At 68.9% G+C, this 21,283-nt stretch carries 21 protein-coding genes and 1 pseudogene; 9 read left to right on the top strand and 13 right to left on the bottom strand.

Annotated features, from left to right (window positions below; genetic code table 11):
* Positions 1–149: 149 nt before the first annotated feature.
* The 5 genes and pseudogenes from C1737_RS21185 to C1737_RS21165 form a co-directional block, all read right to left on the bottom strand.
* Positions 150–797, bottom strand: a complete 648-nt coding sequence (locus C1737_RS21185) for a sensor domain-containing protein (RefSeq protein WP_102420056.1) — start codon at positions 795–797, stop codon at positions 150–152.
* Between the two features lie 38 nt (positions 798–835).
* Positions 836–2,284, bottom strand: coding sequence for a catalase (locus tag C1737_RS21180; protein ID WP_067922312.1), 1,449 nt, complete (start codon positions 2,282–2,284; stop codon positions 836–838).
* A 78-nt stretch (positions 2,285–2,362) separates the two neighbouring features.
* Positions 2,363–2,787, bottom strand: a pseudogene (locus tag C1737_RS21175) (hypothetical protein).
* A 144-nt stretch (positions 2,788–2,931) separates the two neighbouring features.
* Positions 2,932–3,303: a hypothetical protein gene (locus C1737_RS21170; RefSeq protein WP_231980368.1), complete on the bottom strand. Its 372-nt coding sequence runs from the start codon at positions 3,301–3,303 to the stop codon at positions 2,932–2,934.
* Between the two features lie 118 nt (positions 3,304–3,421).
* The gene (locus C1737_RS21165) at positions 3,422–3,802 is read right to left on the bottom strand and encodes a VOC family protein (RefSeq protein ID WP_102419390.1); all 381 of its coding nucleotides are present in this window, start codon (positions 3,800–3,802) and stop codon (positions 3,422–3,424) included.
* Positions 3,803–3,861: 59 nt separating this feature from the next.
* Here C1737_RS21165 and C1737_RS21160 point away from each other — a divergent pair, with 59 nt between their 5' ends.
* Entirely contained in the window at positions 3,862–4,857 is a 996-nt protein-coding gene (locus tag C1737_RS21160) for a glycoside hydrolase family 6 protein (protein WP_102419389.1), read from the top strand.
* 410 nt (positions 4,858–5,267) lie between these two features.
* Positions 5,268–6,656: a hypothetical protein gene (locus C1737_RS21155; protein WP_102419388.1), complete on the top strand. Its 1,389-nt coding sequence runs from the start codon at positions 5,268–5,270 to the stop codon at positions 6,654–6,656.
* Between the two features lie 34 nt (positions 6,657–6,690).
* On the opposite strand, the gene C1737_RS21150 is transcribed toward C1737_RS21155, so the two are convergent.
* The 3 genes from C1737_RS21150 to C1737_RS21140 are packed head-to-tail and all read right to left on the bottom strand — an operon-like array spanning position 6,691 to position 10,152.
* Entirely contained in the window at positions 6,691–7,830 is a 1,140-nt protein-coding gene (locus tag C1737_RS21150; RefSeq protein ID WP_067922296.1) for a DUF4185 domain-containing protein, read from the bottom strand.
* Positions 7,831–7,837: 7 nt separating this feature from the next.
* On the bottom strand, positions 7,838–8,884 hold the full coding sequence (locus C1737_RS21145; RefSeq protein ID WP_102419387.1) for an aspartate-semialdehyde dehydrogenase: 1,047 nt from the start codon (positions 8,882–8,884) through the stop codon (positions 7,838–7,840).
* 2 nt (positions 8,885–8,886) lie between these two features.
* Positions 8,887–10,152: an aspartate kinase gene (locus tag C1737_RS21140; protein ID WP_067922291.1), complete on the bottom strand. Its 1,266-nt coding sequence runs from the start codon at positions 10,150–10,152 to the stop codon at positions 8,887–8,889.
* A 243-nt stretch (positions 10,153–10,395) separates the two neighbouring features.
* On the opposite strand from C1737_RS21140, the gene leuA reads away from it, so the two are divergent.
* Positions 10,396–12,237 (top strand): 2-isopropylmalate synthase, encoded by a 1,842-nt coding sequence (gene leuA, locus C1737_RS21135; RefSeq protein ID WP_197516356.1) that lies wholly within the window; start codon positions 10,396–10,398, stop codon positions 12,235–12,237.
* Here the strand turns inward: leuA and C1737_RS26780 are convergent.
* Both C1737_RS26780 and C1737_RS21130 read right to left on the bottom strand, forming a co-directional pair.
* Positions 12,234–12,380, bottom strand: a complete 147-nt coding sequence (locus C1737_RS26780; protein ID WP_158243989.1) for a hypothetical protein — start codon at positions 12,378–12,380, stop codon at positions 12,234–12,236. The two genes, leuA and C1737_RS26780, sit on opposite strands and share 4 nt — an antisense overlap.
* A 37-nt stretch (positions 12,381–12,417) precedes the next feature.
* On the bottom strand, positions 12,418–13,410 hold the full coding sequence (locus tag C1737_RS21130) for a DEDDh family exonuclease (protein ID WP_102419386.1): 993 nt from the start codon (positions 13,408–13,410) through the stop codon (positions 12,418–12,420).
* Positions 13,411–13,482: 72 nt separating this feature from the next.
* Between C1737_RS21130 and C1737_RS21125 the strand changes: the two genes are divergently transcribed.
* From C1737_RS21125 to C1737_RS21115, 3 genes are all read left to right on the top strand, one after another.
* Positions 13,483–14,712 (top strand): Mur ligase family protein, encoded by a 1,230-nt coding sequence (locus tag C1737_RS21125; protein WP_102419385.1) that lies wholly within the window; start codon positions 13,483–13,485, stop codon positions 14,710–14,712.
* Positions 14,705–15,424 (top strand): type 1 glutamine amidotransferase, encoded by a 720-nt coding sequence (locus tag C1737_RS21120; RefSeq protein ID WP_102419384.1) that lies wholly within the window; start codon positions 14,705–14,707, stop codon positions 15,422–15,424. Before C1737_RS21125 ends, C1737_RS21120 begins: the two co-directional genes overlap by 8 nt.
* An 82-nt stretch (positions 15,425–15,506) precedes the next feature.
* On the top strand, positions 15,507–16,121 hold the full coding sequence (locus C1737_RS21115) for a C39 family peptidase (RefSeq protein ID WP_102419383.1): 615 nt from the start codon (positions 15,507–15,509) through the stop codon (positions 16,119–16,121).
* 115 nt (positions 16,122–16,236) lie between these two features.
* Here the strand turns inward: C1737_RS21115 and recR are convergent, their stop codons facing one another.
* Positions 16,237–16,848, bottom strand: coding sequence for a recombination mediator RecR (gene recR / locus C1737_RS21110; protein ID WP_067922274.1), 612 nt, complete (start codon positions 16,846–16,848; stop codon positions 16,237–16,239).
* A gap of 13 nt (positions 16,849–16,861) precedes the next feature.
* Positions 16,862–17,209 (bottom strand): YbaB/EbfC family nucleoid-associated protein, encoded by a 348-nt coding sequence (locus tag C1737_RS21105; RefSeq protein ID WP_067922271.1) that lies wholly within the window; start codon positions 17,207–17,209, stop codon positions 16,862–16,864.
* A gap of 98 nt (positions 17,210–17,307) precedes the next feature.
* Between C1737_RS21105 and C1737_RS21100 the strand changes: the two genes are divergently transcribed.
* The gene (locus C1737_RS21100) at positions 17,308–18,069 is read left to right on the top strand and encodes an Rv3717 family N-acetylmuramoyl-L-alanine amidase (RefSeq protein WP_067922268.1); all 762 of its coding nucleotides are present in this window, start codon (positions 17,308–17,310) and stop codon (positions 18,067–18,069) included.
* Here the strand turns inward: C1737_RS21100 and C1737_RS21095 are convergent, their stop codons facing one another.
* Complete coding sequence (locus C1737_RS21095; protein ID WP_068060588.1) at positions 18,070–18,513, bottom strand: SRPBCC family protein; 444 nt, start codon at positions 18,511–18,513, stop codon at positions 18,070–18,072.
* Positions 18,514–18,637: 124 nt separating this feature from the next.
* Here C1737_RS21095 and C1737_RS21090 point away from each other — a divergent pair, with 124 nt between their 5' ends.
* Positions 18,638–19,972 carry an FAD-binding oxidoreductase gene (locus C1737_RS21090; RefSeq protein WP_369807568.1) on the top strand — a complete coding sequence of 445 codons (1,335 nt, stop codon included), beginning with the start codon at positions 18,638–18,640 and terminating at the stop codon, positions 19,970–19,972.
* The gene (locus tag C1737_RS21085) at positions 19,969–21,279 is read left to right on the top strand and encodes a class I SAM-dependent methyltransferase (protein WP_199182890.1); all 1,311 of its coding nucleotides are present in this window, start codon (positions 19,969–19,971) and stop codon (positions 21,277–21,279) included. The genes C1737_RS21090 and C1737_RS21085 overlap by 4 nt, the downstream gene beginning before the upstream one ends.
* The last annotated feature ends 4 nt before the right edge of the window (positions 21,280–21,283 follow it).

Below are 21,283 nucleotides of genomic sequence, written 5' to 3'. Positions count from 1 at the left end.
CCTGGACCAGCCTGAGCACGCGCCAGCGGTCCACTTCCCTGCATAGCTGAGGCAACGGTAACCGCCACTACTTCATCTAACAGATGGCTCCGACATATTCCCGCTCGCGCCCAATCTCAAGCATGCCCGACCCGGCCCGACGACCCGGCTCACTGGCCCAGCGCGTTCTGCATCGCGCCTGCCAGCACGTTGACCGCAGGCCCGGCGTTGCCAGACTGGCAGACCTTGGCCTGCAGCAACACATTTTCGCGCAGCCTGGTTTGATTGAAACACCGCCGATCGGTGCCGGCCTCCTGCTTGGTCCAGTTCGCGTCGGCAGGGCCCGGCGGCCCGCCGTCGAACGACCATACCTGCGTGATGCCGTTGTCCAGGTGCATCGCGGTGGTCTGGCCCGAGCAGCCCACCGTGCGATCCACCACGCGGTGGAAGGCACGATCGGCAGCGTCGTTGGTGGCAAACACCCCGACGGCCTGCTTGACGAAGTGGGTCTGGTCGCTGGCCGACGTCTGGGTGACGGCGCCGTTGAACGACGCCAGGTCGGGGTCGTTGTACACCTCGGGCAACCCGATGTCGGCCCAGTTGTTGCACACCGGGACGTCCACCCAGTCGCCCTGCACCGGTTGGGTGAACACCGACTCCCACCCCATGGGGCCGCCGACGATGTTGCCGACCGATCCCTTGCCCAGGACCGCGTAGTTCACCACCCCGGGGTCCGACGGGTGCGCGGCGGCAACCGGAAGTGCGACCGCGCCCTCGATGGCCAGGCCGATGGCGAGCGCCACCGCGCGAACCAGCATGGTCATTCAAGCGATCATGCCAGGCACGTGTCCTGCGGTCAGCCCCCGTTTGCCCGGACGCCCTCCTCGACCAACTTGCCGAGGTCGGGGTCGACGTTGCGCCAGTACTCGAACACCCGCGACAGCACCGGCTCCTTGACGCCCTTCGAGACGTGCCCAATGATGTTGTGCGCCAATCGGTCCCGGGCCGCATCGTCGAGGACTTCGCGGACCATGGTGCCGGCCTGGCCCCAGTCGTCGTCCTCGGGGTGCAGCGTGTACGCGGCGCGGACCATGTCGCCGTCAGCGTGCCAGCGCACCTCGGCGGCGCGCGCCGGGTCGGCGTGCGGGCCGCCGTAGGAGTTGGGCGCATAAACGGGGTCGGAGACGTTCTTCATCCGCATCGCCCCGTCCTTGGAGTAGCTGTTCACCTCGACCTTCGGTTCGTTGACCGGGATCTGCCGGTAGTTGGTCCCCAGCCGGGCGCGATGCGCGTCGGAGTAGGAGAACCCGCGGGCCTGCAGCATCTTGTCGGGGCTCAGCCCGGTGCCGGGCACGGTGTTGTTCGGCTCGAAGGCGGCCTGCTCGATCTCGGTGTGATAGTCGGTGACGTTGCGGTTCAGCGTCATCTTGCCGACGTCGATCAACGGATAGTCGCCGTGCGGCCACACCTTGGTCAGGTCGAACGGGTTGAACCGGTAGTTGCGGGCCTCCTCGTACGGCATGATCTGCATCTTCAGCGTCCAGCTGGGGTGGTTGCCGCCCTCGATCGCCTCGTAGAGGTCGCGCTGGTGGTAGTCGCCGTCCTCGCCGGCCAGCCGGTCGGCGTCCTCCTGGGGCAGGAAGTCGATGCCCTGGTCGGTGATGAAGTGGTACTTCACCCAGAAGATCTCGCCCGCGGCGTTGATCCAGCTGTAGGTGTGGCTGCTGTAGCCGTTCATGTGCCGCCATGTCTTGGGGATTCCGCGGTCACCCATCAGCCAGGTCACCTGGTGCGCCGACTCCGGTGAGAGCGTCCAGAAGTCCCACTGCATGTTGTGGTCGCGCAAATTCGTTGCCTGCATGCGTTTTTGCGACCGGATGAAGTGCTGGAACTTCAACGGGTCGCGCATGAAGAAGACGGGCGTGTTGTTGCCGACCAGGTCGAAGTTGCCCTCGCTGGTGTAGAACTTCAGCGCGAAGCCGCGCGGGTCACGCCAGGTGTCCGGGCTGCCGCGCTCGCCGGCGACGGTGGAGAACCGGGCGAGCATGTCCGTCTTGGTGCCGGGCTGGAAGACCGCGGCCCTGGTGTACTTGCTGACGTCGTTGGTGACCTCGAAGGTGCCGAAGGCGCCGCCGCCCTTGGCGTGCGGCTGACGCTCGGGGATGCGCTCCCGGTTGAATTGGGCCATCTGCTCGATCAGGTAGTGGTCCTGCAGCAGGATCGGCCCGTCCGGGCCGACGGTCAACGACTGGTCGTCGCTGGGCGCAGCGATCCCGGCGTCAGTGGTGGTGAAACGCTCCGTCATGTCGCTCTCTCCTCATTTGCTGGGCTCGGCTTTGACGACGAAAATTCCCGCGCGCCAATAACTGTGCGCGCGCACCCGTTACGGACGGGGCGCGGGTGCGATCGGCGTCGGGCTGGCCGGCGGCCCACCGGGACCGCTCAGGCCGGGGCCGCCCGCCGGACCGCCGGGTCCGCCCGGGCCGCCGGGGGGCATGGGCACGATCAGACCGGGCCCGCCGGAATTCCAGGGGCCGCCAGGGCCGGGCCCGCCGGACCCCCACGGCCCGGGGCCGTATCCCGGTCCCCACGGCCCGTTGCCCGGTCCGGGGCCGCCTGGGCCACCCCCGGGTCCGAACATCTGGCCGTGGTGGTGGCAGTGGTGGTAATACCCGACGACGAAGGCGCCGGCGAAGAACACGGTGGAGATGATGAAGACGACCCCGGCGACGATGACCACCCACGCCGCGGCCAGGTAGGCACTGGTGCGGGCGGCGGGGTCGGCTGAGGTTCGGGTGTCTCGCTCATGCCTTGAATGATGCCCAGGGGCGCGGCGGGCATAACAGGTTCGGCACCACAAACTTGCTGTGAATCCCCGGCGCCGACCCGACGAAGGGCAGCCCGGTGCTCTGCTGAGCACCGGGCTGCTGGTGGTTCGGTGAACGGATTGGACTACCTGGCCGGGGCGACCGACGACGGGATCTGGCTGGGGCCGGGGGCGCCGGGGGTCGCCGACGCGGGTCCGCCCTGCTGGACGCCGGCCGGTCCGCCGGCGCCCGGGCCGCCCGGACCGCCCATGCGGTGCGGGTGCATGAACGCCGCGTGGTGCTTGTGGTGGTGGTGACCGTGGTGGCCGCCGCGGTGGCCGAGGATGAAGCCGGTGAAAAAGACGACCGCGACGATGAACACGATCCCGGCGACGATGGCGACCCATGCGGCGAACTGGAAGACCCGCGGGGCGCGGTATGCCGCCGCGGCTTCCGCGGCGACCGGTGCAGTTGCGGTGGCGGACCGCACAGTGGGGGTTTCAGGTGTTTCACTCATGAGACAAATGATGAAGCCGTTAACACTAGTTGCGGCTATGCGCTCCTTATGTAGCAGCTGTGAGGTCAAACCCGGTCTTCAGCTGGTCAAACGCGCCGATCTCACACCCGGATGCGCGTCAGCCGCCCGAGCCGGCCCGGGCCGGCTCGGACAACATGAAGCGGTGCCCTTCGGGGGACCTCAGCGCCATCTCCCGCCTGCCCCACGGCTCGGTCCGCGGGGGTTTGATGACCTCGGCGCGCTCCGCCAGGGCGCGCCGGTGGTAGTCGTCCACACCGACGACGGTCAGGTACGCCAGGTAACTGTGGTCGCCGAGCTCGGATGCGGGTAGGGCGTCTGGGCATCGGCCGAGCCGGAAGGTCACGGGTCCCGCGGTGCAGAAGATCCAATTGCCGGGGTCCGGCTCGGTGATCGTGCACCCGAGCACCTTGCGGAACCACCGGGCGGCCTGCTCGAGGTCGTGCACGGCCAGGACCGGGTCGGCGCTGACGAATTCCATGGCAGCAGTGTGACCCCACGATTGGCGTTCCGCGCCGCGGACCCACTAATTTCCCTGACGTGATGTTCTCAGCTGCCGGCGCGGTCGCGCGCTGGATCGGCCCCCTGCTCACGGTTGCCGCCATCGGCCTTCTCGCCGGCCCGCCGCACGCCGGCCCCGCGCCGGCGGTGCGCCTGGCCGACGATGCGAACCCGTTGGCCGGCATGCCGTTCTACGTCACCCCCAACTCGGCGGCGATGCGCGCCGCGCAGCACACCGACCCGCCGAGCCCGGAGTTGACCGCGATCGCCAACACGCCGCAGGCGTACTGGATCGTCCCCGGCTCCTCCGCGGCCACGATCGCGAAGTACACCGGCGACGCGCAGGCCGCCGGCGCGATCCCGGTGCTGGCGATCTACGGGATCCCGCACCGCGACTGCGGCAGCTTCGCCGCGGGTGGGCTCGCGACCGCCGACGACTACCGCGGGTGGATCAGCGGCATCGCCAACGACGTCGGCGGTACCCGAACGGCGATCATCCTGGAACCCGACGCGCTCGCCATGGCCGACTGCCTGTCCGCCGACCAGCGCCAGGAACGCTACGACCTGATCCGCTACGCCGTCGACACCCTGACGCGCAACCCGGCCACGGCCGTCTACGTCGACGCCGGCCACCTGCGCTGGCACAGCCCCGAAGACATGGCGGCCAGGCTCAACCAGGTCGACGTCGGCCACGCGCGGGGTTTCAGCGTCAACACCGCGAACTTCTACACCACTGCGGATGAAATCGGTTACGGCGAAGCGATTTCCGGGCTGACGAACGGTTCGCACTACGTGATCGACACGTCGCGCAACGGCGCCGGACCGGCGCCCGACTCCAGGCTCAACTGGTGCAACCCCAGCGGCCGAGCACTGGGCACCCCGCCCACCACGGCGACCGCGGGCGCGCACGCCGACGCCTACCTGTGGATCAAGCGTCCCGGTGAATCCGACGGAACATGCGACAACGGTGACCCGCCGGCGGGCACCTTCGTCAGTCAGTACGCCATCGACCTGGCCCAGAACTCGGGCCACTGATCACGGCTGGAACGGGTTGACCGCGAACCCGCGTTGAACGGGTAGCACTTCGTGGCACTGAGACGCGCGGGCGCAGCGCCGCCGGCGGCTCCGGCAGCATGTTGAAATTGGCGCGCAGCACCCCCCGGTCGGTGACTTAGGATGGCACTTGGTAGCGGCCGGCGCGCCACTGCACCGCCCGCATGACCGGCACGACGAGAGGGATGGTCAGTGGCTGCACCGTGTTTGGCCGCTGGTTGCCGGAGGGTCGTGTCCACCCGCGAGCATCGATACTTCGCGGCGTCACCGGTTGCCGACCCGCCGGATTGCTGTGCCGCTTCCACCAGCCGCGGAAATGCCCACGAACAGTCGCCCCCCTGGACATGACGCAACCCGCGAGAGTCGCTTCAGCACAAGGAGATTGAGCCGATATGACGCAGACGCTGAACGTCGAATATCAGGAACTCATCGCGCGCGCTGACGAACTCGAGCAACCGCTGCCGACCGTCCCGTCCACCAACCCTTCAGGGCCGTGCAACCTTTCGTTCATCCACGATACTGCTGCACGACTCGCACTCACCGCGGACACCTTTCGGACGTACCTCAAAGGGTGCGAACGGGAATGGAAGGCTTTGGCGAAATCGCTGAGGAACGCGGCAAAGGCGTATGAGGAGGTCGACACCGCGGCCGCGGAGGACATCAACAAGATCCTGACCGACGGCGCTCCCGCCGCGGGCATTGCGCCGGCGAATCTGGCCGCGGAGGAGGAGCCCTGGACGCCGCCGGGGCCAGCGGCAGCGGCGGCGCCATTCGAGTACCCCTATTACGAAGTCAGGCAGGCGGCGGCCGACATCGAGGCCGGTGATCAGGGAACCTCGTTCAGGGCGTTCGCACAGGAATGGGAAACGTTTCAACGGGCGTTTCGGGAGGAAACCAATCGGTTCCGGCTCTTCAACACCTGGGAGGGCGAAGCGACTGCGCAGGTCGAACAGAATTTCCAGCGGCAAAAAGAGTGGATCTATTCGATGGCGAAATTGTGCGGTGACCTGGCGCAGCAGGCCAACAGGGTTGTCGACGTGCACAAGAAAGCCACCGCGACCACCGGGTACAACAACCAGCACGCCCTGGATGGCGCGCATCCCACTTCATATGAAGTATCGCAATGCGATTATTGGTACCGGCGTTATGTGGAATCGAACAACCAGTACTATGTGTCTGTAGCCATTCAATGGTATGAAAAGCTGCAGGCAACTTCGGAATCAGCGTTGAAGTATTACATCCAGTATGCGAACTTACCGCTGAAAGCGCTCACCCCGGATACGCCCCCCAAGGCGACGGTCATCAAACCGCCCGACAAAACGCCGAAGCCCAACCCGGACGATCCCAACGCGGAAAATCCCAACCCGGACGGCCCCGACGCGAGTCCCAAGCCGGAGCCGACGCCCACACCGGGCGGGACGACGCCGGCGCCCATCCCGACCCCGGCGCAGATCGGTCAGCTCGCGGGAAACCTGTCGGACGGTGTGCAGGGTCTGTCACAAGGGATGCAGGGGGTGCAGGGCATGATGCAGGGCGTCCAGGGCTTCGCGCAGGGCGGCGGCTCGATGCCGGCTTCACTCGCCTCGGACACCACCGCGATCGACCCGCAAGTGGACGAGGAAAAGAAGGACGACGACAAGAAGGACGACGAGGAGACGCAGGACCCGGCGACACTCGTCGACGGCGCGGCCGCGGGCGATCAGGCGTCGGGAAGCGCCCCCACCGGGTCACCGCCTGCCGGCGGCCAATCGGGGTCGACGCCTTCAGGAGTGGTGCTCTAACCAGCCCGCGCCGCCCGGCGTCTCTGGCCCGTGATCACGGTTTGAACGGGTTCACCGCGAACTGGATCACCCGGTACGGCGCCGCGACCCGGGCCCGAGTGTCCCACTGGCTCACGAAGATTCGCAATTCGTCGAGGGTCGAGCCGGGCGAGATGTACCCGCCGTACGGTTGCGCGAGCCGGTTGTCGTAGGGCGGCGGCAGGCTCTCCGCGGGATCCGGCCACTCGTCGTGCTGCACCACCGTGGTCACCGGCGCGTCGCCGAGCCCGGTCGGGTCGTCGGCGACGCGGACCTCCATGTTGCCGGTGACGGCGTTGAAGTACGACAGCACGGCCTTGCCGTCGATCTGCCGGATGCACAGCTCGCCGACGGCGTCCGGCCACAGCGGGGTGGGCGGCTTGCCCCAGCCACCGTGCGGGCCGGCCGCCCAGCCCTGCCAGCGGGACCGGTCGGTGAACGTCTGCGGGGTGGCCCGGTACAGCACGACGGGGTCCCTGCGGGTGAAGCTGTCCGCGACGACGTACACCCACCCGGTGGGCGAGTCCGGGGTCGGGATCGGGTCGTAGTAGCCGCTGATCTGCGTCTGCGAGCCGCCCTGATACGAGGCGGCCCGTCGCGATCCGGCGATGGTCTGCCACCCCGCCCGCGCGGGCTCGGCCGTCACCAGCCGTGAGCTTTGCGGCTCAAGGTTTTTCGTCGTCGTCACCATGACGTAGTTGCGCCGGTTGATCTGGACCACCCCGGCGGGCAGCTGCGAGGCGCCCGGCGGGGTGGGATCGGCGAGCAGCGGATTGCCGATCCCGGTGACGCCGGTGTAGCGCACACCGGCCGGGTCGTCGACGGACGCGGTGTCCACGTGCAGCGCCACCGGCGCGTACCAGCCGCCGAACCCGACGCCCTGGCCGGCGAAACTGTCGCCGCAGACCTGCAACAGTTCGGTGGGGAACTCGACGAACTCACAGAGGTCGGTCGCCCCGATGCCGTAGTCGCCGGTGGGCGTGCCGGTACCCGCCGTGGGGCCGATCCGCAACACCTGACCGGGTGCCAGCGGACCCACGATGGGCTCCGGGGCCGGTGCCGGCGGGTCGGCGCGGGCAACCGAAAACCATTGCGGCGCAAACAGAGTCAGTGCAAGCGAGCACCGCGCGACCAGCCGGGTATGCGCGGTCCTCACCCGCGGATCACAGCTGGGCGGCCAGCAACTCGGCGATCTGGATGGTGTTCAGCGCCGCCCCCTTGCGCAGATTGTCCCCCGACACGAACAGGGCCAGGCCGCGCCCGTCGGGCACGCCCGGGTCGTGCCGGATGCGGCCGACCAGCGACTCGTCGACGCCGGCGGCCGCCAGCGGGGTCGGCACGTCGACCACCTTCACGCCGGGCGCGCCGTCGAGCAGTTCCCGCGCGCGCTCGGGCGACAGCGGCCGGGCGAATTCGGCGTTGATCGACAGCGAGTGGCCGGTGAACACCGGCACCCGCACGCAGGTCCCGCTGACCGCCAGCTCGGGGATGCCGAGGATCTTGCGGCTCTCGTGCCGCAGCTTCTGGTCCTCGTCGGTCTCGCCGGATCCGTCGTCCACCAGCGAGCCGGCCAGCGGCACCACGTTGAACGCGATCGGCGCGACATACGTTGTGGGAGTGGGGAACTCGACCGCGGAGCCGTCGTGCACCAACCGCTCGGCGTCGTCGATGACCGCGCGCGCCTGCGTCGCCAGCTCCGCGACCCCGGCCAGGCCGCTGCCCGACACCGCCTGATAGCTCGACACCACCAGGCGCACCAGCCCGGCCTCGTCGTGCAGCACCTTGAGCACCGGCATGGCGGCCATCGTGGTGCAGTTGGGGTTCGCGATGATGCCCTTGGGCCTGCGATGCGCGTCCCGCTCGAAATTGACCTCGGACACCACCAGCGGCACGTCCGGGTCCTTGCGCCAGGCCGACGAATTGTCGATCACCGTCACCCCGGCCGCGGCGAACCGCGGCGCCTGCACCAGCGACATCGTCTTGCCCGCGGAGAACAACGCGATGTCCAGCCCGGTCGGGTCCGCCGTCGCCGCGTCCTCGACCTCGATCTCCTGACCGCGGAACTCCAGCTTGCGCCCCTGCGAGCGCGCGGACGCGAAGAACCGCACGGACGTGGCGGGGAAGTCCCGCTCGTCGAGCAATTTGCGCATCACCTGGCCCACCTGGCCGGTGGCGCCTACAACGCCTATTGACACCCGATTAGCGCCCATATCTACCTACCGGTCCCCGCATACACCGTCGCCTTCTCGTCCCCGCCGAGCCCGAACGCCTCATGCAACGCCACGACGGCCTTGTCTAGTTCGGTGTCGCGGCACAGCACCGAGATGCGGATCTCGGAGGTGGAGATCAGTTCGATGTTCACGCCTACGGCGGCCAGGGCCTCACAGAACGTCGCGGTGACGCCCGGGTGGCTGCGCATCCCCGCGCCGATCAGCGACACCTTGCCGATGTGGTCGTCGTAGAGCAGCTGGGTGAAGCCGATCTCGTCCTTGAGCGCGTCCAGCTTGGCCACCGCGGTGGGTCCGCTGTCCCGCGAGCAGGTGAAGGTGATGTCGGTCTTGCCGTCCTCGACCTTGGAGACGTTCTGCAGCACCATGTCGATGTTCACGTCGGCGTCCGCGACGGCCCTGAACACCCGGGCCGCGTAGCCGGGGATGTCGGGGATGCCGACGACGGTCACCTTCGCCTCGCTGCGGTCGTGCGCGACTCCGGTCAGGATGGGGTCTTCCATGGCTATGTCCTTGATCGATCCGACGACGACGGTGCCCGGCTTGTCCGAGTACGACGAGCGGACGTGCACCGGGATGTTGTAGCGGCGGGCGTATTCCACGCAGCGCAGCATCAGCACCTTGGCGCCGCACGCCGCCATTTCGAGCATTTCCTCGAAGGTCACCCTGTCCAGCCGGCGCGCGTTGTGCACGATCCGCGGGTCCGCGGTGAAGATGCCGTCCACGTCGGTGTAGATCTCGCAGACGTCGGCGTGCAGCGCGGCGGCCAGGGCCACGGCGGTGGTGTCCGAGCCGCCGCGGCCCAGCGTGGTGACGTCGCGGGTGTCCTGGCTGACGCCCTGGAATCCGGCGACCAGCACGATGCGCCCCTCGTCGAGCGCCTCCTGCAACCGGCCCGGCGTGACCTCGATGATCTTGGCGTTGCCGTGGGTGCCGGTGGTGATGACGCCGGCCTGTGAACCGGTGAACGACCGCGCCTGCGCGCCCAGCGATTCGATCGCCATGGCCACCAACGCGTTGGAGATGCGCTCCCCGGCGGTCAGCAGCATGTCGAGTTCCCGCGGCGGCGGGGCCGGGCACACCTGCTGGGCGAGGTCCATCAGGTCGTCGGTGGTGTCGCCCATCGCGGAGACCACCACGACGACGTCGTTGCCCTGCTTCTTGGTCGCGACGATGCGCTCGGCGACGCGGCGGATCCGGTCGGCGTCGGCCACCGAGGATCCGCCGTACTTTTGCACGACGAGCGCCACGTTATTGTTCCCGCATTCTTCCCGCCCTTGGGCACGTTCTGGGTCCAGAACAGAATACGTGGCTGCACATAGCGGTTTACGCCGCGATACCGGCCGCCCCGACCTGCGGTTTTCGCCGAGTTGTCGCGCAATTTTCGCTCGGGGTGCCGAGCGCGGTAGAGTTTTCGGCGTGCAGCGGGTGCTCCTCCTCGGACGCCGCGACGGGGTCTGATCCAGACCGGCTTCCCGTCGCGGGTGTTCGCGATGCGCCGGTCTGAGGTTCCTTCTGACACCCCCGGAGCAACTACCGTGACTTCCAACCCCGACGCCTACACCTCGGCGCGAACCATCACCCAACCCGCGGGACCGCCCCGGCCGGGCCAGCCCGCCTGGAATCCCCAGCGGGGCTCGGCGATGCCGGTCAACCGGTACCGGTCCTTCGCCGAAGAGGTCGAACCCATCCGGCTGCCCGACCGCACCTGGCCCGACCGCGTCATCGACCGCGCGCCGCTGTGGTGCGCGGTGGACCTGCGCGACGGCAACCAGGCGCTGATCGACCCGATGAGCCCGACCCGCAAGCGGCGCATGTTCGACCTGCTGGTGCGGATGGGCTACAAGGAGATCGAGGTCGGCTTCCCGTCGGCCAGCCAGACCGACTTCGATTTCGTCCGCGAGATCATCACCGACGGCGCCATCCCCGACGACGTCACCATCCAGGTGCTGACGCAGTGCCGCCCCGAACTCATCGAGCGCACCTTCGCCGCGTGCGAGGGCGCGCCGCGGGCGATCGTGCACTTCTACAATTCGACGTCAATCCTGCAGCGCCGCGTGGTGTTTCGCGCGGACCGGGCCGCGGTGCAGGCGATCGCCACCGAGGGCGCGCGCAAGTGCGTCGAGGAAGCCGCCAAATACCCTGGCACACAATGGCGTTTCGAATATTCGCCGGAGTCCTACACCGGAACCGAGCTGGAATACGCCAGGCAGGTGTGTGACGCCGTCGGCGAGATCATCGCGCCGACCCCGGACAACCCGATCATCTTCAACCTGCCCGCCACGGTGGAGATGGCCACCCCCAACGTCTACGCCGACTCGATCGAGTGGATGAGCCGCAACCTGGCCAACCGGGAATCGGTCATCCTGAGCCTGCATCCGCACAACGACCGCGGAACGGCCGTCGCCGCAGCCGAATTGGGCTACGCCGCCGGCGCCGATCGCATCGAGGGTTGCCTGTTCGGCAACGGCGAGCGCACCGGCAACGTGTGCCTGGTGACGCTGGGGCTCAACCTGTTCTCCCGCGGCGTGGACCCGCAGATCGACTTCTCCAACATCGACGAGATCCGCCGCACCGTGGAGTACTGCAACCAGCTGCCGGTGCACGAGCGTCACCCCTACGGCGGGGACCTGGTCTACACCGCGTTCTCCGGCAGCCACCAGGACGCCATCAACAAGGGCCTGGATCAGATGAAGATCGACGCGGACGCCGCGGACTCCGACGTCGAGGACATGCTCTGGCAGGTCCCGTATCTGCCGATCGACCCCAAGGACGTCGGGCGCACCTACGAGGCCGTGATCCGGGTCAATTCGCAGTCCGGCAAGGGCGGGGTGGCCTACATCATGAAGTCCGACCACGGCCTGGCCCTGCCGCGGCGGCTGCAGATCGAGTTCTCCCAGGTGGTCCAGAAGATCACCGAGGGCGAGGGCGGCGAGGTGTCGCCCAAGGAGATGTGGGACGCGTTCTACGAGGAGTACCTGGCCCCGGTGTGGCCGCTGGAGCGGATGAAACAGCGGGTCGAGGCGTCGGAAGAGGACAGCGGCAGCACCACGATCGTGGCGACGGTGAAGGTCAACGGGGTCGAGTCCGAGATCAGCGGCACCGGCAACGGCCCGCTGGCGGCGTTCGTCCACGCGCTGGGTGACGTGGGGTTCGACGTCGCGGTCCTGGACTACTCCGAGCACGCGATGAGCGCCGGCGACGACGCGCAGGCGGCGGCTTACGTCGAGGCCTCCGTCGACGGCAAGACGGTGTGGGGCGTCGGCATCGCGCCGTCGATCACCACCGCGTCGTTGCGGGCGGTCGTGTCCGCGGTCAACCGCGCGTCGCGTTAGACCTCCGCGCCCGACGGCTGGCGCTTCCGCGGCGCGGCGGAGCGGGGCGGCCGGGCCCGCATGTGGTCGCGGGTGCGGCTCATGATGTCGCCCAGCGTGCGCACGTCCCGGTCGGACAGCGGGTCGAACAGCAGGCCGCGCACGACCTCGATGCGACGTCCGGCGGGAAGACGCTGTCGGTCAGAACAGCGCGAGCTGCTGATCCACCGCGGCGGTGTCGGTGAATTCCTCCATGCTGGTGCCGCCGACGACCGCGCGGATGGAGTCCATGAACTGGGTGTCGGAGATCACCGGGATGCCCAGCTGGCGGGCCAGGTAGGCCTTGCCCTGGTCGGGGGCCGGGTCGTTGCAGATCACCAGCGACGTCTCCCCGTCGACGGCGTCGCTGTAGGCCAGCCCGGCGTGCAGGATCCGCTCGACGAGCTCCTCGTGGGTCCGCCCGACCTCGGCCGCCAGGGCCACCCGCATGCCCTGCACCAGCGGCCTGCCACAGACGTAGTGGCCGGGGTTGAGATACGGGCAGGGCATCCGCGAGGCCAGCACCTTCAGCGGGCGCAGCTCGTCATGGGTGACGCGGCCGTTCGGCCACCGGCGCCGGGTCACCGGATGCACCGGCAGCCAGATGTCGCGCTCACGCGCCCGCTCGAGCGCCGACGCCAGCACCCCGGTGAGCACCAATGCGTCGTCGAAGGCGTCGTGCGGTCGTTCCTGGGTGACGCCCCAGTGCGCGGCGAGGGTCTCCAGCCGCAGGTTGTCGGTGCCCAGGTCCAGCCGCCGGGCCAGCTCGACCGTGCACATCACCGAGTCGACGGGGAGTTCGGCCTCAGCGAGCTCGGCCTCCGCGGCCAGGAACGCGTAGTCGAACGCGACGTTGTGGGCCACCAGCGTGCGGCCGTCCAGCACCTTGACCACGTCGTCGACGACATCGGCGAACTGCGGTTGGTCTTCCAACATGGCGGCGGTCAGACCGTGCACGTGGGTGGGGCCCGGGTCCACGCCGGGGTTGAGCAGGCTGACGACCGACTGCTCGACGCGGCCGTCGTAATCGAGGCCCAGCACCGCCAGGCTGATCACCCGCGCCTGACCCGGCCGGAAGCCCGACGTCTCGACGTCGATGACGGCCCACCCCCCGACCGGCTCGGCGGCCGGCCGACCCCAGGACATGCCGTTCATGACTTGAGAATGGCACGTCCGACCGACATCGCCGGGTCGCTTCGCGGCCGTGTCGGTCGGTAATCTGCGCGGGTGATCACCACCCGCGCACGCCTGGCCCTCGCCGCGGGAGCGAGCGCGCGCTGGGCGTCGCGGGTGACCGGACGCGGAGCCGGGGCAATGATCGGCGGACTGATCGCCATGACCCTGGACCGATCGGTGCTGCGCCAGCTCGCTGCCGGACGGCGCACCGTCGTCGTCACCGGCACCAACGGCAAGTCCACCACCACCCGGATGACCGCGGCCGCGCTCGGCACAATGGGCCCGGTGGCCACCAACGCCGAGGGCGCCAACATGGACGCCGGCCTGGTCGCGGCGCTGGCCGCCAATCGCGAGGCGGCGCTGGCGGCCCTCGAGGTCGATGAGATGCACGTGCCGCACGTGTCGGATGCCGTCGACCCCGCGGTCGTCGTGCTGCTCAACCTGTCGCGCGACCAGCTGGACCGCGTCGGCGAGATCAACGTCATCGAGCGCACGCTGCGGGCGGGGCTGGCGCGGCACCCGAAGGCGGTCGTCGTCGCCAACTGTGACGACGTGCTCATGACGTCGGCGGCCTACGACAGCCCGAACGTGGTGTGGGTGGCCGCGGGCGGCTCGTGGGCCAACGACTCGGTCAGCTGCCCGCGCAGCGGCGAGGTGATCGTCCGCGAGAAGGGCCACTGGTATTCCACCGGCGCGGACTTCAAGCGGCCCAGCCCGCAGTGGTGGTTCGACGACGAGACGCTATACGGGCCCGACGGGCTGGCCCTGCCGATGCGGTTGGCGCTGCCCGGCGCGGTGAACCGCGGCAACGCCGCCCAGGCCGTCGCCGCGGCCGTCGCGCTGGGCGCCGACCCGGCCCGGGCCGTCGCGGCCGTCAGCCGGGTCGACGAGGTCGCCGGACGCTACCGGACCGTCCACATCGGCGACCACGAAGCGCGCATCCTGCTGGCCAAGAACCCCGCCGGATGGCAGGAGGCGCTGTCGATGGTGGACAAGCACGCGGCCGGGGTGGTCATCTCGGTCAACGGCCAGGTGCCCGACGGGGAGGATCTGTCCTGGCTGTGGGACGTGCGGTTCGAACACTTCGAGAAGACCGCGGTCGTCGCCGCCGGGGAACGCGGCACCGACCTCGCGGTGCGCCTCGGCTATGCGGGCGTCGACCACACCCTGGTGCACGACACCCTGGCCGCCATCGCGTCCTGCCCGCCCGGGCGGGTCGAGGTCGTCGCCAACTACACCGCGTTCCTGCAGCTGCAACGAGCGTTGGGGCGTCATGGCTGACACATCGTCCTTTTCCAAGGTGCGCATCGGCCTGGTGCTGCCCGACGTGATGGGCACCTACGGTGACGGCGGCAACGCGCTGGTGCTGCGCCAGCGGCTGCGGTTGCGGGGCATCGCCGCCGACATCGTCGAGATCACGCTGGCCGACCCGGTGCCGGACTCGCTGGACCTCTACACCCTGGGCGGCGCCGAGGACTACGCGCAGCGGCTGGCCACCAGGCACCTGATCAAGCATCCGGGGCTGCAGCGGGCCGCGGAACGCGGCGCGCCCGTGCTGGCGATCTGCGCCGCGGTCCAGGTGCTGGGCCAGTGGTATGAGACGTCGGCGGGCGAACGGGTCGACGGCGTCGGCCTGCTCGACGCGACCACGTCGCCGCAGGAGGCCCGCACCATCGGCGAACTGATCACCAAGCCGCTGCTGCCCGGCCTGACCCACCGGCTCACCGGTTTCGAGAACCACCGGGGCGGCACCGTGCTCGGCCCCGCCGCGTCGCCGCTAGGCGCGGTGACCAGGGGCGCCGGCAACCGGGCGGGCAACGGCTACGACGGCGCGGTGCAGGGCAGCGTCGTCGCCACCTACATGCACGGGCCGTGCCTGGCCCGCAATCCCGAGCTGGCCGACCTGCTGCTCCGCAAGGTGGTCGGTGAGCTGGCGCCGCTGGAGCTCCCGGAGGTCGACCTGCTGCGCCGGGAGCGACTGGCCGCCCGCTGACGGCCGGCCACCCGTTCCCGTTGCTCCACGACGGTCCCCCGACCCCAAGGATCCTTTGAGGGCCGTCGCTCAGCCTTGGCCCATGGCAAACACCAGCACCAAGATCGCCATGGCGCTCGGCGCGGCCGCCGCGGTGGCCGTCGCGCTCGCCGGCCCCGCCCACGCCGCCCGCGACGGGATGCACGGCGACCCGGCCGCCGCCGCGCCCTACTGGCGCTACCAGCAACAGGATTTGGACTGCGGGGAGATGGCGGTGGCCGACGTGATCGGCCAGCTCAGCGACCACCAACCCACCGAGGACGAGATCACCGCCGCCGCCGGCAACATCCCCAGCGTGAGCCATTCCGGGCCGATCTACCGCCCCGGCGGCAGGACCAGCAACAGCGACCTGGCGGTGCTGCTGGCGCACTACGGCATACCGGCCACCGGGGTGCACACCGACACCGATGCCCTGGCGCAGGACCTGGACCGGGGCCAGCGGGTGATCGTCGGACTCAACGACAAGATCATCTGGGACGAACCCGGCAACCGCACCCGGGAGAACCACTTCGTCGTCGTCACCGGCATCGACACCACGGCTCGGGTGGTGCACCTCAACGACAGCGGCATCAAGGCCGGCCGGGACGAGCAGGTAGCGCTGACGACCTTCGAGCAGGCGTGGGCCACCAGCGACAACTTCGCCGTCGTGACCGCGTGACGGTCCGTGTGCGACCGCGCTCCAGGCATGTGGTCAACGCCGGATTTGATAGCGCATGCGCTATCAAATTTGACGGTCGCCTATCCCTACCGAGAGCTTCCTGACGGGCTGTGCGTCAGACCATCGCCCGGCGGCCGGCGAGGGCGCGGCCCAGCGTCAGTTCGTCGGCGAACTCCAGGTCGCCGCCCATCGGCAGGCCGGAGGCGATCCGCGTCACGGTCAGCCCGGGGATATCGCGCAGCATCCGCACCAGGTAGGTGGCGGTCGCCTCGCCCTCGGTGTTGGGGTCGGTGGCGATGATCACCTCGGCGATGTCCACGTCGTCGACCCGCTCCCCGATCCGGCTCAGCAACTCGCGGATCCGCAGCTGCTCGGGCCCCACCCCGGAGAGCGGATCCAGCGCACCGCCCAGCACGTGGTAGCGGCCGCGGAACTCGCGGGTGCGCTCGACGGCCTGGACATCCTTCGGCTCCTCGACGACGCACACCAGGGAGCCGTCGCGGCGGGGGTCTGAGCAGATCCGGCAGCGCTCGTTGTCGGAGACGTTGCCGCACACCGCGCAGAACCGCACGCCGTCGCGGACCTTACCGAGCGCCGCGGTCAGCCGGTCGATGTCCGGGGGTTCGACGGACAACAGGTGGAACGCGATGCGTTGCGCGCTCTTGGGCCCGATGCCCGGCAGCTTGCCGAGCTCGTCGATCAAATCCTGGACGGGTCCTTCAAACATGTCGGCGGAGTGTCTAGAGCTCCGGCGCCGGGGCCGGAGGCTGGCCCGGGGGCGGGCCGCCCAAGCCGCCGGCCAGCGCGCCCAGCCGTTCCTGCGCCATGCGGGTGACCTGCGTGGAGGCGTCGGCCATGGCGCCGACGATCAGGTCCTGCAGCGTCTCGACGTCCCCGGGGTCGACGACCTGGGGATCGATCCGCACCGCGACCACCTCGCCGCTGCCTTTGACCGTCACGTTGACCAGGCCCCCGCCGGCCTGCCCGTGGATCTCGGCGTTGGCGAGCTGTTGCTGGGCTTCCATCAACTTCTGCTGCATCTGCTGCGCCTGGGCCAGCAGCGCCGACATGTCGCCTCCGGGTTGCATGACAGTCCCCTCGCATCTTGGTCTCGAGTTGGTTTCGCCTGCGGGTGTCCGGCGATTCGAAACACCCAGCGTAGACCGCGCGAGGCTACCTTTGCGCCGTGGACCTACGAGTGAGCAGGCGTGTCGGCGTCAGGTTGGTCATCGGTGTGCTGGTCGCCGCTTCGACGGCGATCACCCCGGCCGCGTGGGGTGTCCCCTCCAACATCGCCGGGATGGTGGTCTTCATCGATCCCGGCCACAACGGCGCCAACGACGCGTCCATCAGCCGTCAGGTGCCCACCGGCCGCGGCGGCACCAAGGACTGCCAGGCGAGCGGGACGTCGACCAACAGCGGCTATCCGGAGCACACCTTCACCTGGGACACCGCGCTGCGGGTCCGCCAGGAGTTGAACGCCCTGGGCGTCCGGACCGCGATGGCGCGCGGGAACGACACCGGGTTGGGGCCGTGCGTCGACGAGCGCGCCAACATGGCCAACGCGCTGCACCCCAACGCGGTCCTGAGCATCCACGCCGACGGGGGGCCGGCGTCGGGCCGCGGATTCCACGTCAACTACTCGGCCCCGCCGCTCAACCAGGTGCAGGCCGGGCCGTCCGTGCAGTACGCGCGAATCATGCGCGACCAGATGCAGGCCTCCGGCATCCCGCCGGCCAACTACATCGGCCAGGGTGGGCTGTACGGGCGCTCGGACCTGACCGGCCTGAACCTGGCGCAGTACCCGTCCATCCTGGTCGAGTGCGGCAACATGAAGAACCCCGCGGATTCGGCGCTGATGGAGTCGGCCGAGGGCAGGCAGAAGTACGCCGACGCGATGGTCCGCGGCGTCGCCGGCTTCCTGGCCTCGCAGGGCCAGGCGCGCTAGTTAGGCCGAGCCTTCCAATTCGTTCTTCAGGTTGGCCAGCACCTCGCCCTGAATCCTCTTCAGCCCCAACGGCGCAAAGGTCTTCTCGAAGAACCCCTTGATGCCGCCCGCACCGGTCCAGGTGGTCTTCACGGTGACGCTGGACCCGGGTCCGGCGGGGGCCACCGTCCAGTTGATGATCATCGACGAGTTGGCGTCCTTCTCGATGACGGAGTGGCCGGCGACGTCGACGTCGACCTGCACGTCGCGGACTCGGGATTTGGTCGCCTGCAGCTTCCATTTGGCCACCGTGCCCGCGCCCTGGCCACCCTGCAACACCTGGTAGTCGCTGTACTGAGGGGACAGAATCTTCGGGCGCACCGTCTGATAGTCCGCGACGGCCGCCAGGGTGGCGGCCGGCTCGGTATTGACCAAAATCGTGCTGGCAGCACTCACCTGTCCCAAGACAAACTCCTGAAGCTATGCCGCCCGCGCGCGGGTGCACGGGCTGTGGTCGAAGACTAGGGTATATGTGGTGCCTGCCTCAGGATCTGCACTCTCGGCGCACAAGTCGGGCGTTGACCGGTTGATGGCGAGTTATCGATCCATCCCCGCAACGTCCGCCGTCCGGCTCGCCAAGCCGACCTCAAACCTGTTCCGCGCCCGCGCTAAACGCGACTCCCCTGGCCTCGACACGTCGGGGCTGACCGGCGTGCTGAGCGTCGATCCCGAATCCCGCACCGCCGACGTGGCCGGCATGTGCACCTACGAAGATCTGGTCGCGGCGACGTTGCCGTACGGCCTGTCGCCGCTGGTCGTCCCGCAACTGAAGACCATCACCCTCGGCGGTGCGGTCAGCGGCCTGGGGATCGAGTCGGCGTCGTTCCGCAACGGCCTGCCGCACGAATCGGTGCTGGAGATGGACATCCTCACCGGCGCCGGCGAATTACTCGCCGCGTCGCGCACCCAGCATCCCGACCTGTTCCGCGCCTTCCCCAATTCCTATGGCACGCTTGGTTATTCAACCCGGCTGCGCATCGAGCTGGAGCCCGTCGCACCGTTCGTGGCGTTGCGGCACATCCGGTTCCGCTCGCTGCCGGCGCTGATCGCGGCGATGGAACGCATCATCGACACCGGCGGGCAGGGCGGCACCCCGGTGGACTATCTCGACGGGGTGGTGTTCGGCGCCGACGAGAGTTACCTGTGCATCGGCCGGCGAACCACCACCCCGGGCCCGGTCAGCGACTACACCGGGAAGGACATCTACTACCAGTCGATCCGGCACGATTCCCGTGGTGTGGAAGCCACCAAGGACGACCGGCTGACGACGCACGACTACTTCTGGCGCTGGGACACCGACTGGTTCTGGTGCTCGCGCGCGTTCGGCGTGCAGAACCCCCGGATACGGCGGTGGTGGCCGCGGCGCTACCGGCGCAGCAGCGTCTACTCGAAGCTCGTCGCCATGGACCAGCGCTTCGGTGTCGCGGACCGGATCGAGAAGCGCAACGGCCGGCCGCCGCGGGAGCGGGTGGTGCAAGACGTCGAGGTTCCGGTCGAACGGACCTGCGAGTTCCTCGAGTGGTTCCTGGACAACGTGCCCATCACCCCGATCTGGCTGTGCCCGCTGCGGTTGCGCGACGACGAGGGCTGGCCGCTGTATCCGATGCGGCCGGACCACACGTACGTCAACGTCGGGTTTTGGTCCTCGGTGCCGGCGGGCGCCACGGAAGGTGAAACCAATCGGACGATCGAAGCGAAGGTGAGCGGACTCGACGGGCACAAGTCGCTGTATTCCGACTCCTACTACACCCGCGAGGAGTTCGACGAGTTGTACGGCGGCGAGGCCTACAACACCGTCAAGAAGACCTATGATCCCGATTCCCGTCTCCTCGACCTCTATGCAAAGGCGGTACAGCGGCGATGACGACCACCCAAGAACCCCACCGCGCCACCACCGGAAAAATGAGCATGGCGGAGATCCTGGCGGTCTTCGCCGCGACCGGGCGGCATCCGTTGAAGTTCACCGCCTACGACGGCAGCATCGCGGGCAACAAGGATGCCGAACTGGGCCTTGACCTTCGGACCCCGCGGGGCGCCACCTACCTGGCGACCGCTCCCGGCGAACTCGGCCTCGCCCGCGCGTACGTGGCGGGCGACCTGGACCTGTACGGCGTCCACCCCGGAGACCCGTACCAACTGCTCAAGACGTTGACCGACCGCGTCCAGTTCAAGCGGCCGCCCGCGCGGGTGCTCGCCAACGTGGTGCGTTCGATGGGTCTGGAGCGGCTGGTGCCGATCCCCCCGCCGCCGCAGGAGACCCCGCCGCGGTGGCGCCGGATCGCCGACGGGCTCATGCACACCAAGACCCGCGACGCCGAGGCCATCCATCACCACTACGACGTGTCCAACACCTTCTACGAATGGGTGCTCGGCCCGTCGATGACCTATACGTGCGCGGTCTATCCCGACGCCGACGCGACGCTGGAAGAGGCCCAGGAGAACAAGTACCGGCTGGTCTTCGAAAAGCTGCGGCTGCAACCGGGCGACCGGCTGCTCGACGTCGGCTGTGGCTGGGGCGGCATGGTGCGCTTCGCCGCGCGACACGGGGTCCGGGTGATCGGTGCCACCCTCTCGGGTGAGCAGGCGAAGTGGGCGCAGCGCGCGATCGAAGACGAAGGGCTCACCGACCTTGCCGAGGTCCGCCATTCGGACTACCGCGACATCGGCGAGCGCGGCTTCGACGCCGTGTCCTCGATCGGGTTGACAGAACACATCGGCGTCAAGAACTACCCGGCCTACTTCGGGTTCCTGAAGTCCAGGCTGCGCACCGGCGGCCTGTTGCTCAACCACTGCATCACCCGCCACGACAACAAGTCGACCTCGTTCGCGGGTGGCTTCACCGACCGGTATGTCTTCCCCGACGGGGAGCTCACCGGTTCCGGGCGCATCATCACCGAGGTGCAGGACGTCGGGTTCGAGGTGCTGCACGAGGAGAACTTCCGGCATCACTACGCGATGACGCTGCGGGACTGGTGCCGCAACCTGGTCGAGCACTGGGACGAAGCGGTCGAGGAGGTCGGGCTGGCCACCGCCAAGGTCTGGGGTCTCTACATGGCGGCCTCGCGGGTGGCGTTCGAGCAGAACAACCTGCAACTGCACCACGTGCTGGCGGCCAACGTCGATTGCCGGGGCGACGACCAGCTGCCGCTGCGGCCGTGGTGGACGCCCTAGCCCA

Source organism: Mycobacterium sp. 4858 (assembly GCF_900240975.1).
Taxonomy (GTDB): domain Bacteria; phylum Actinomycetota; class Actinomycetes; order Mycobacteriales; family Mycobacteriaceae; genus Mycobacterium.
The sequence above is the reverse complement of the archived record's forward strand: the minus strand, read 5'-3'. Positions and strand labels throughout refer to the sequence as shown.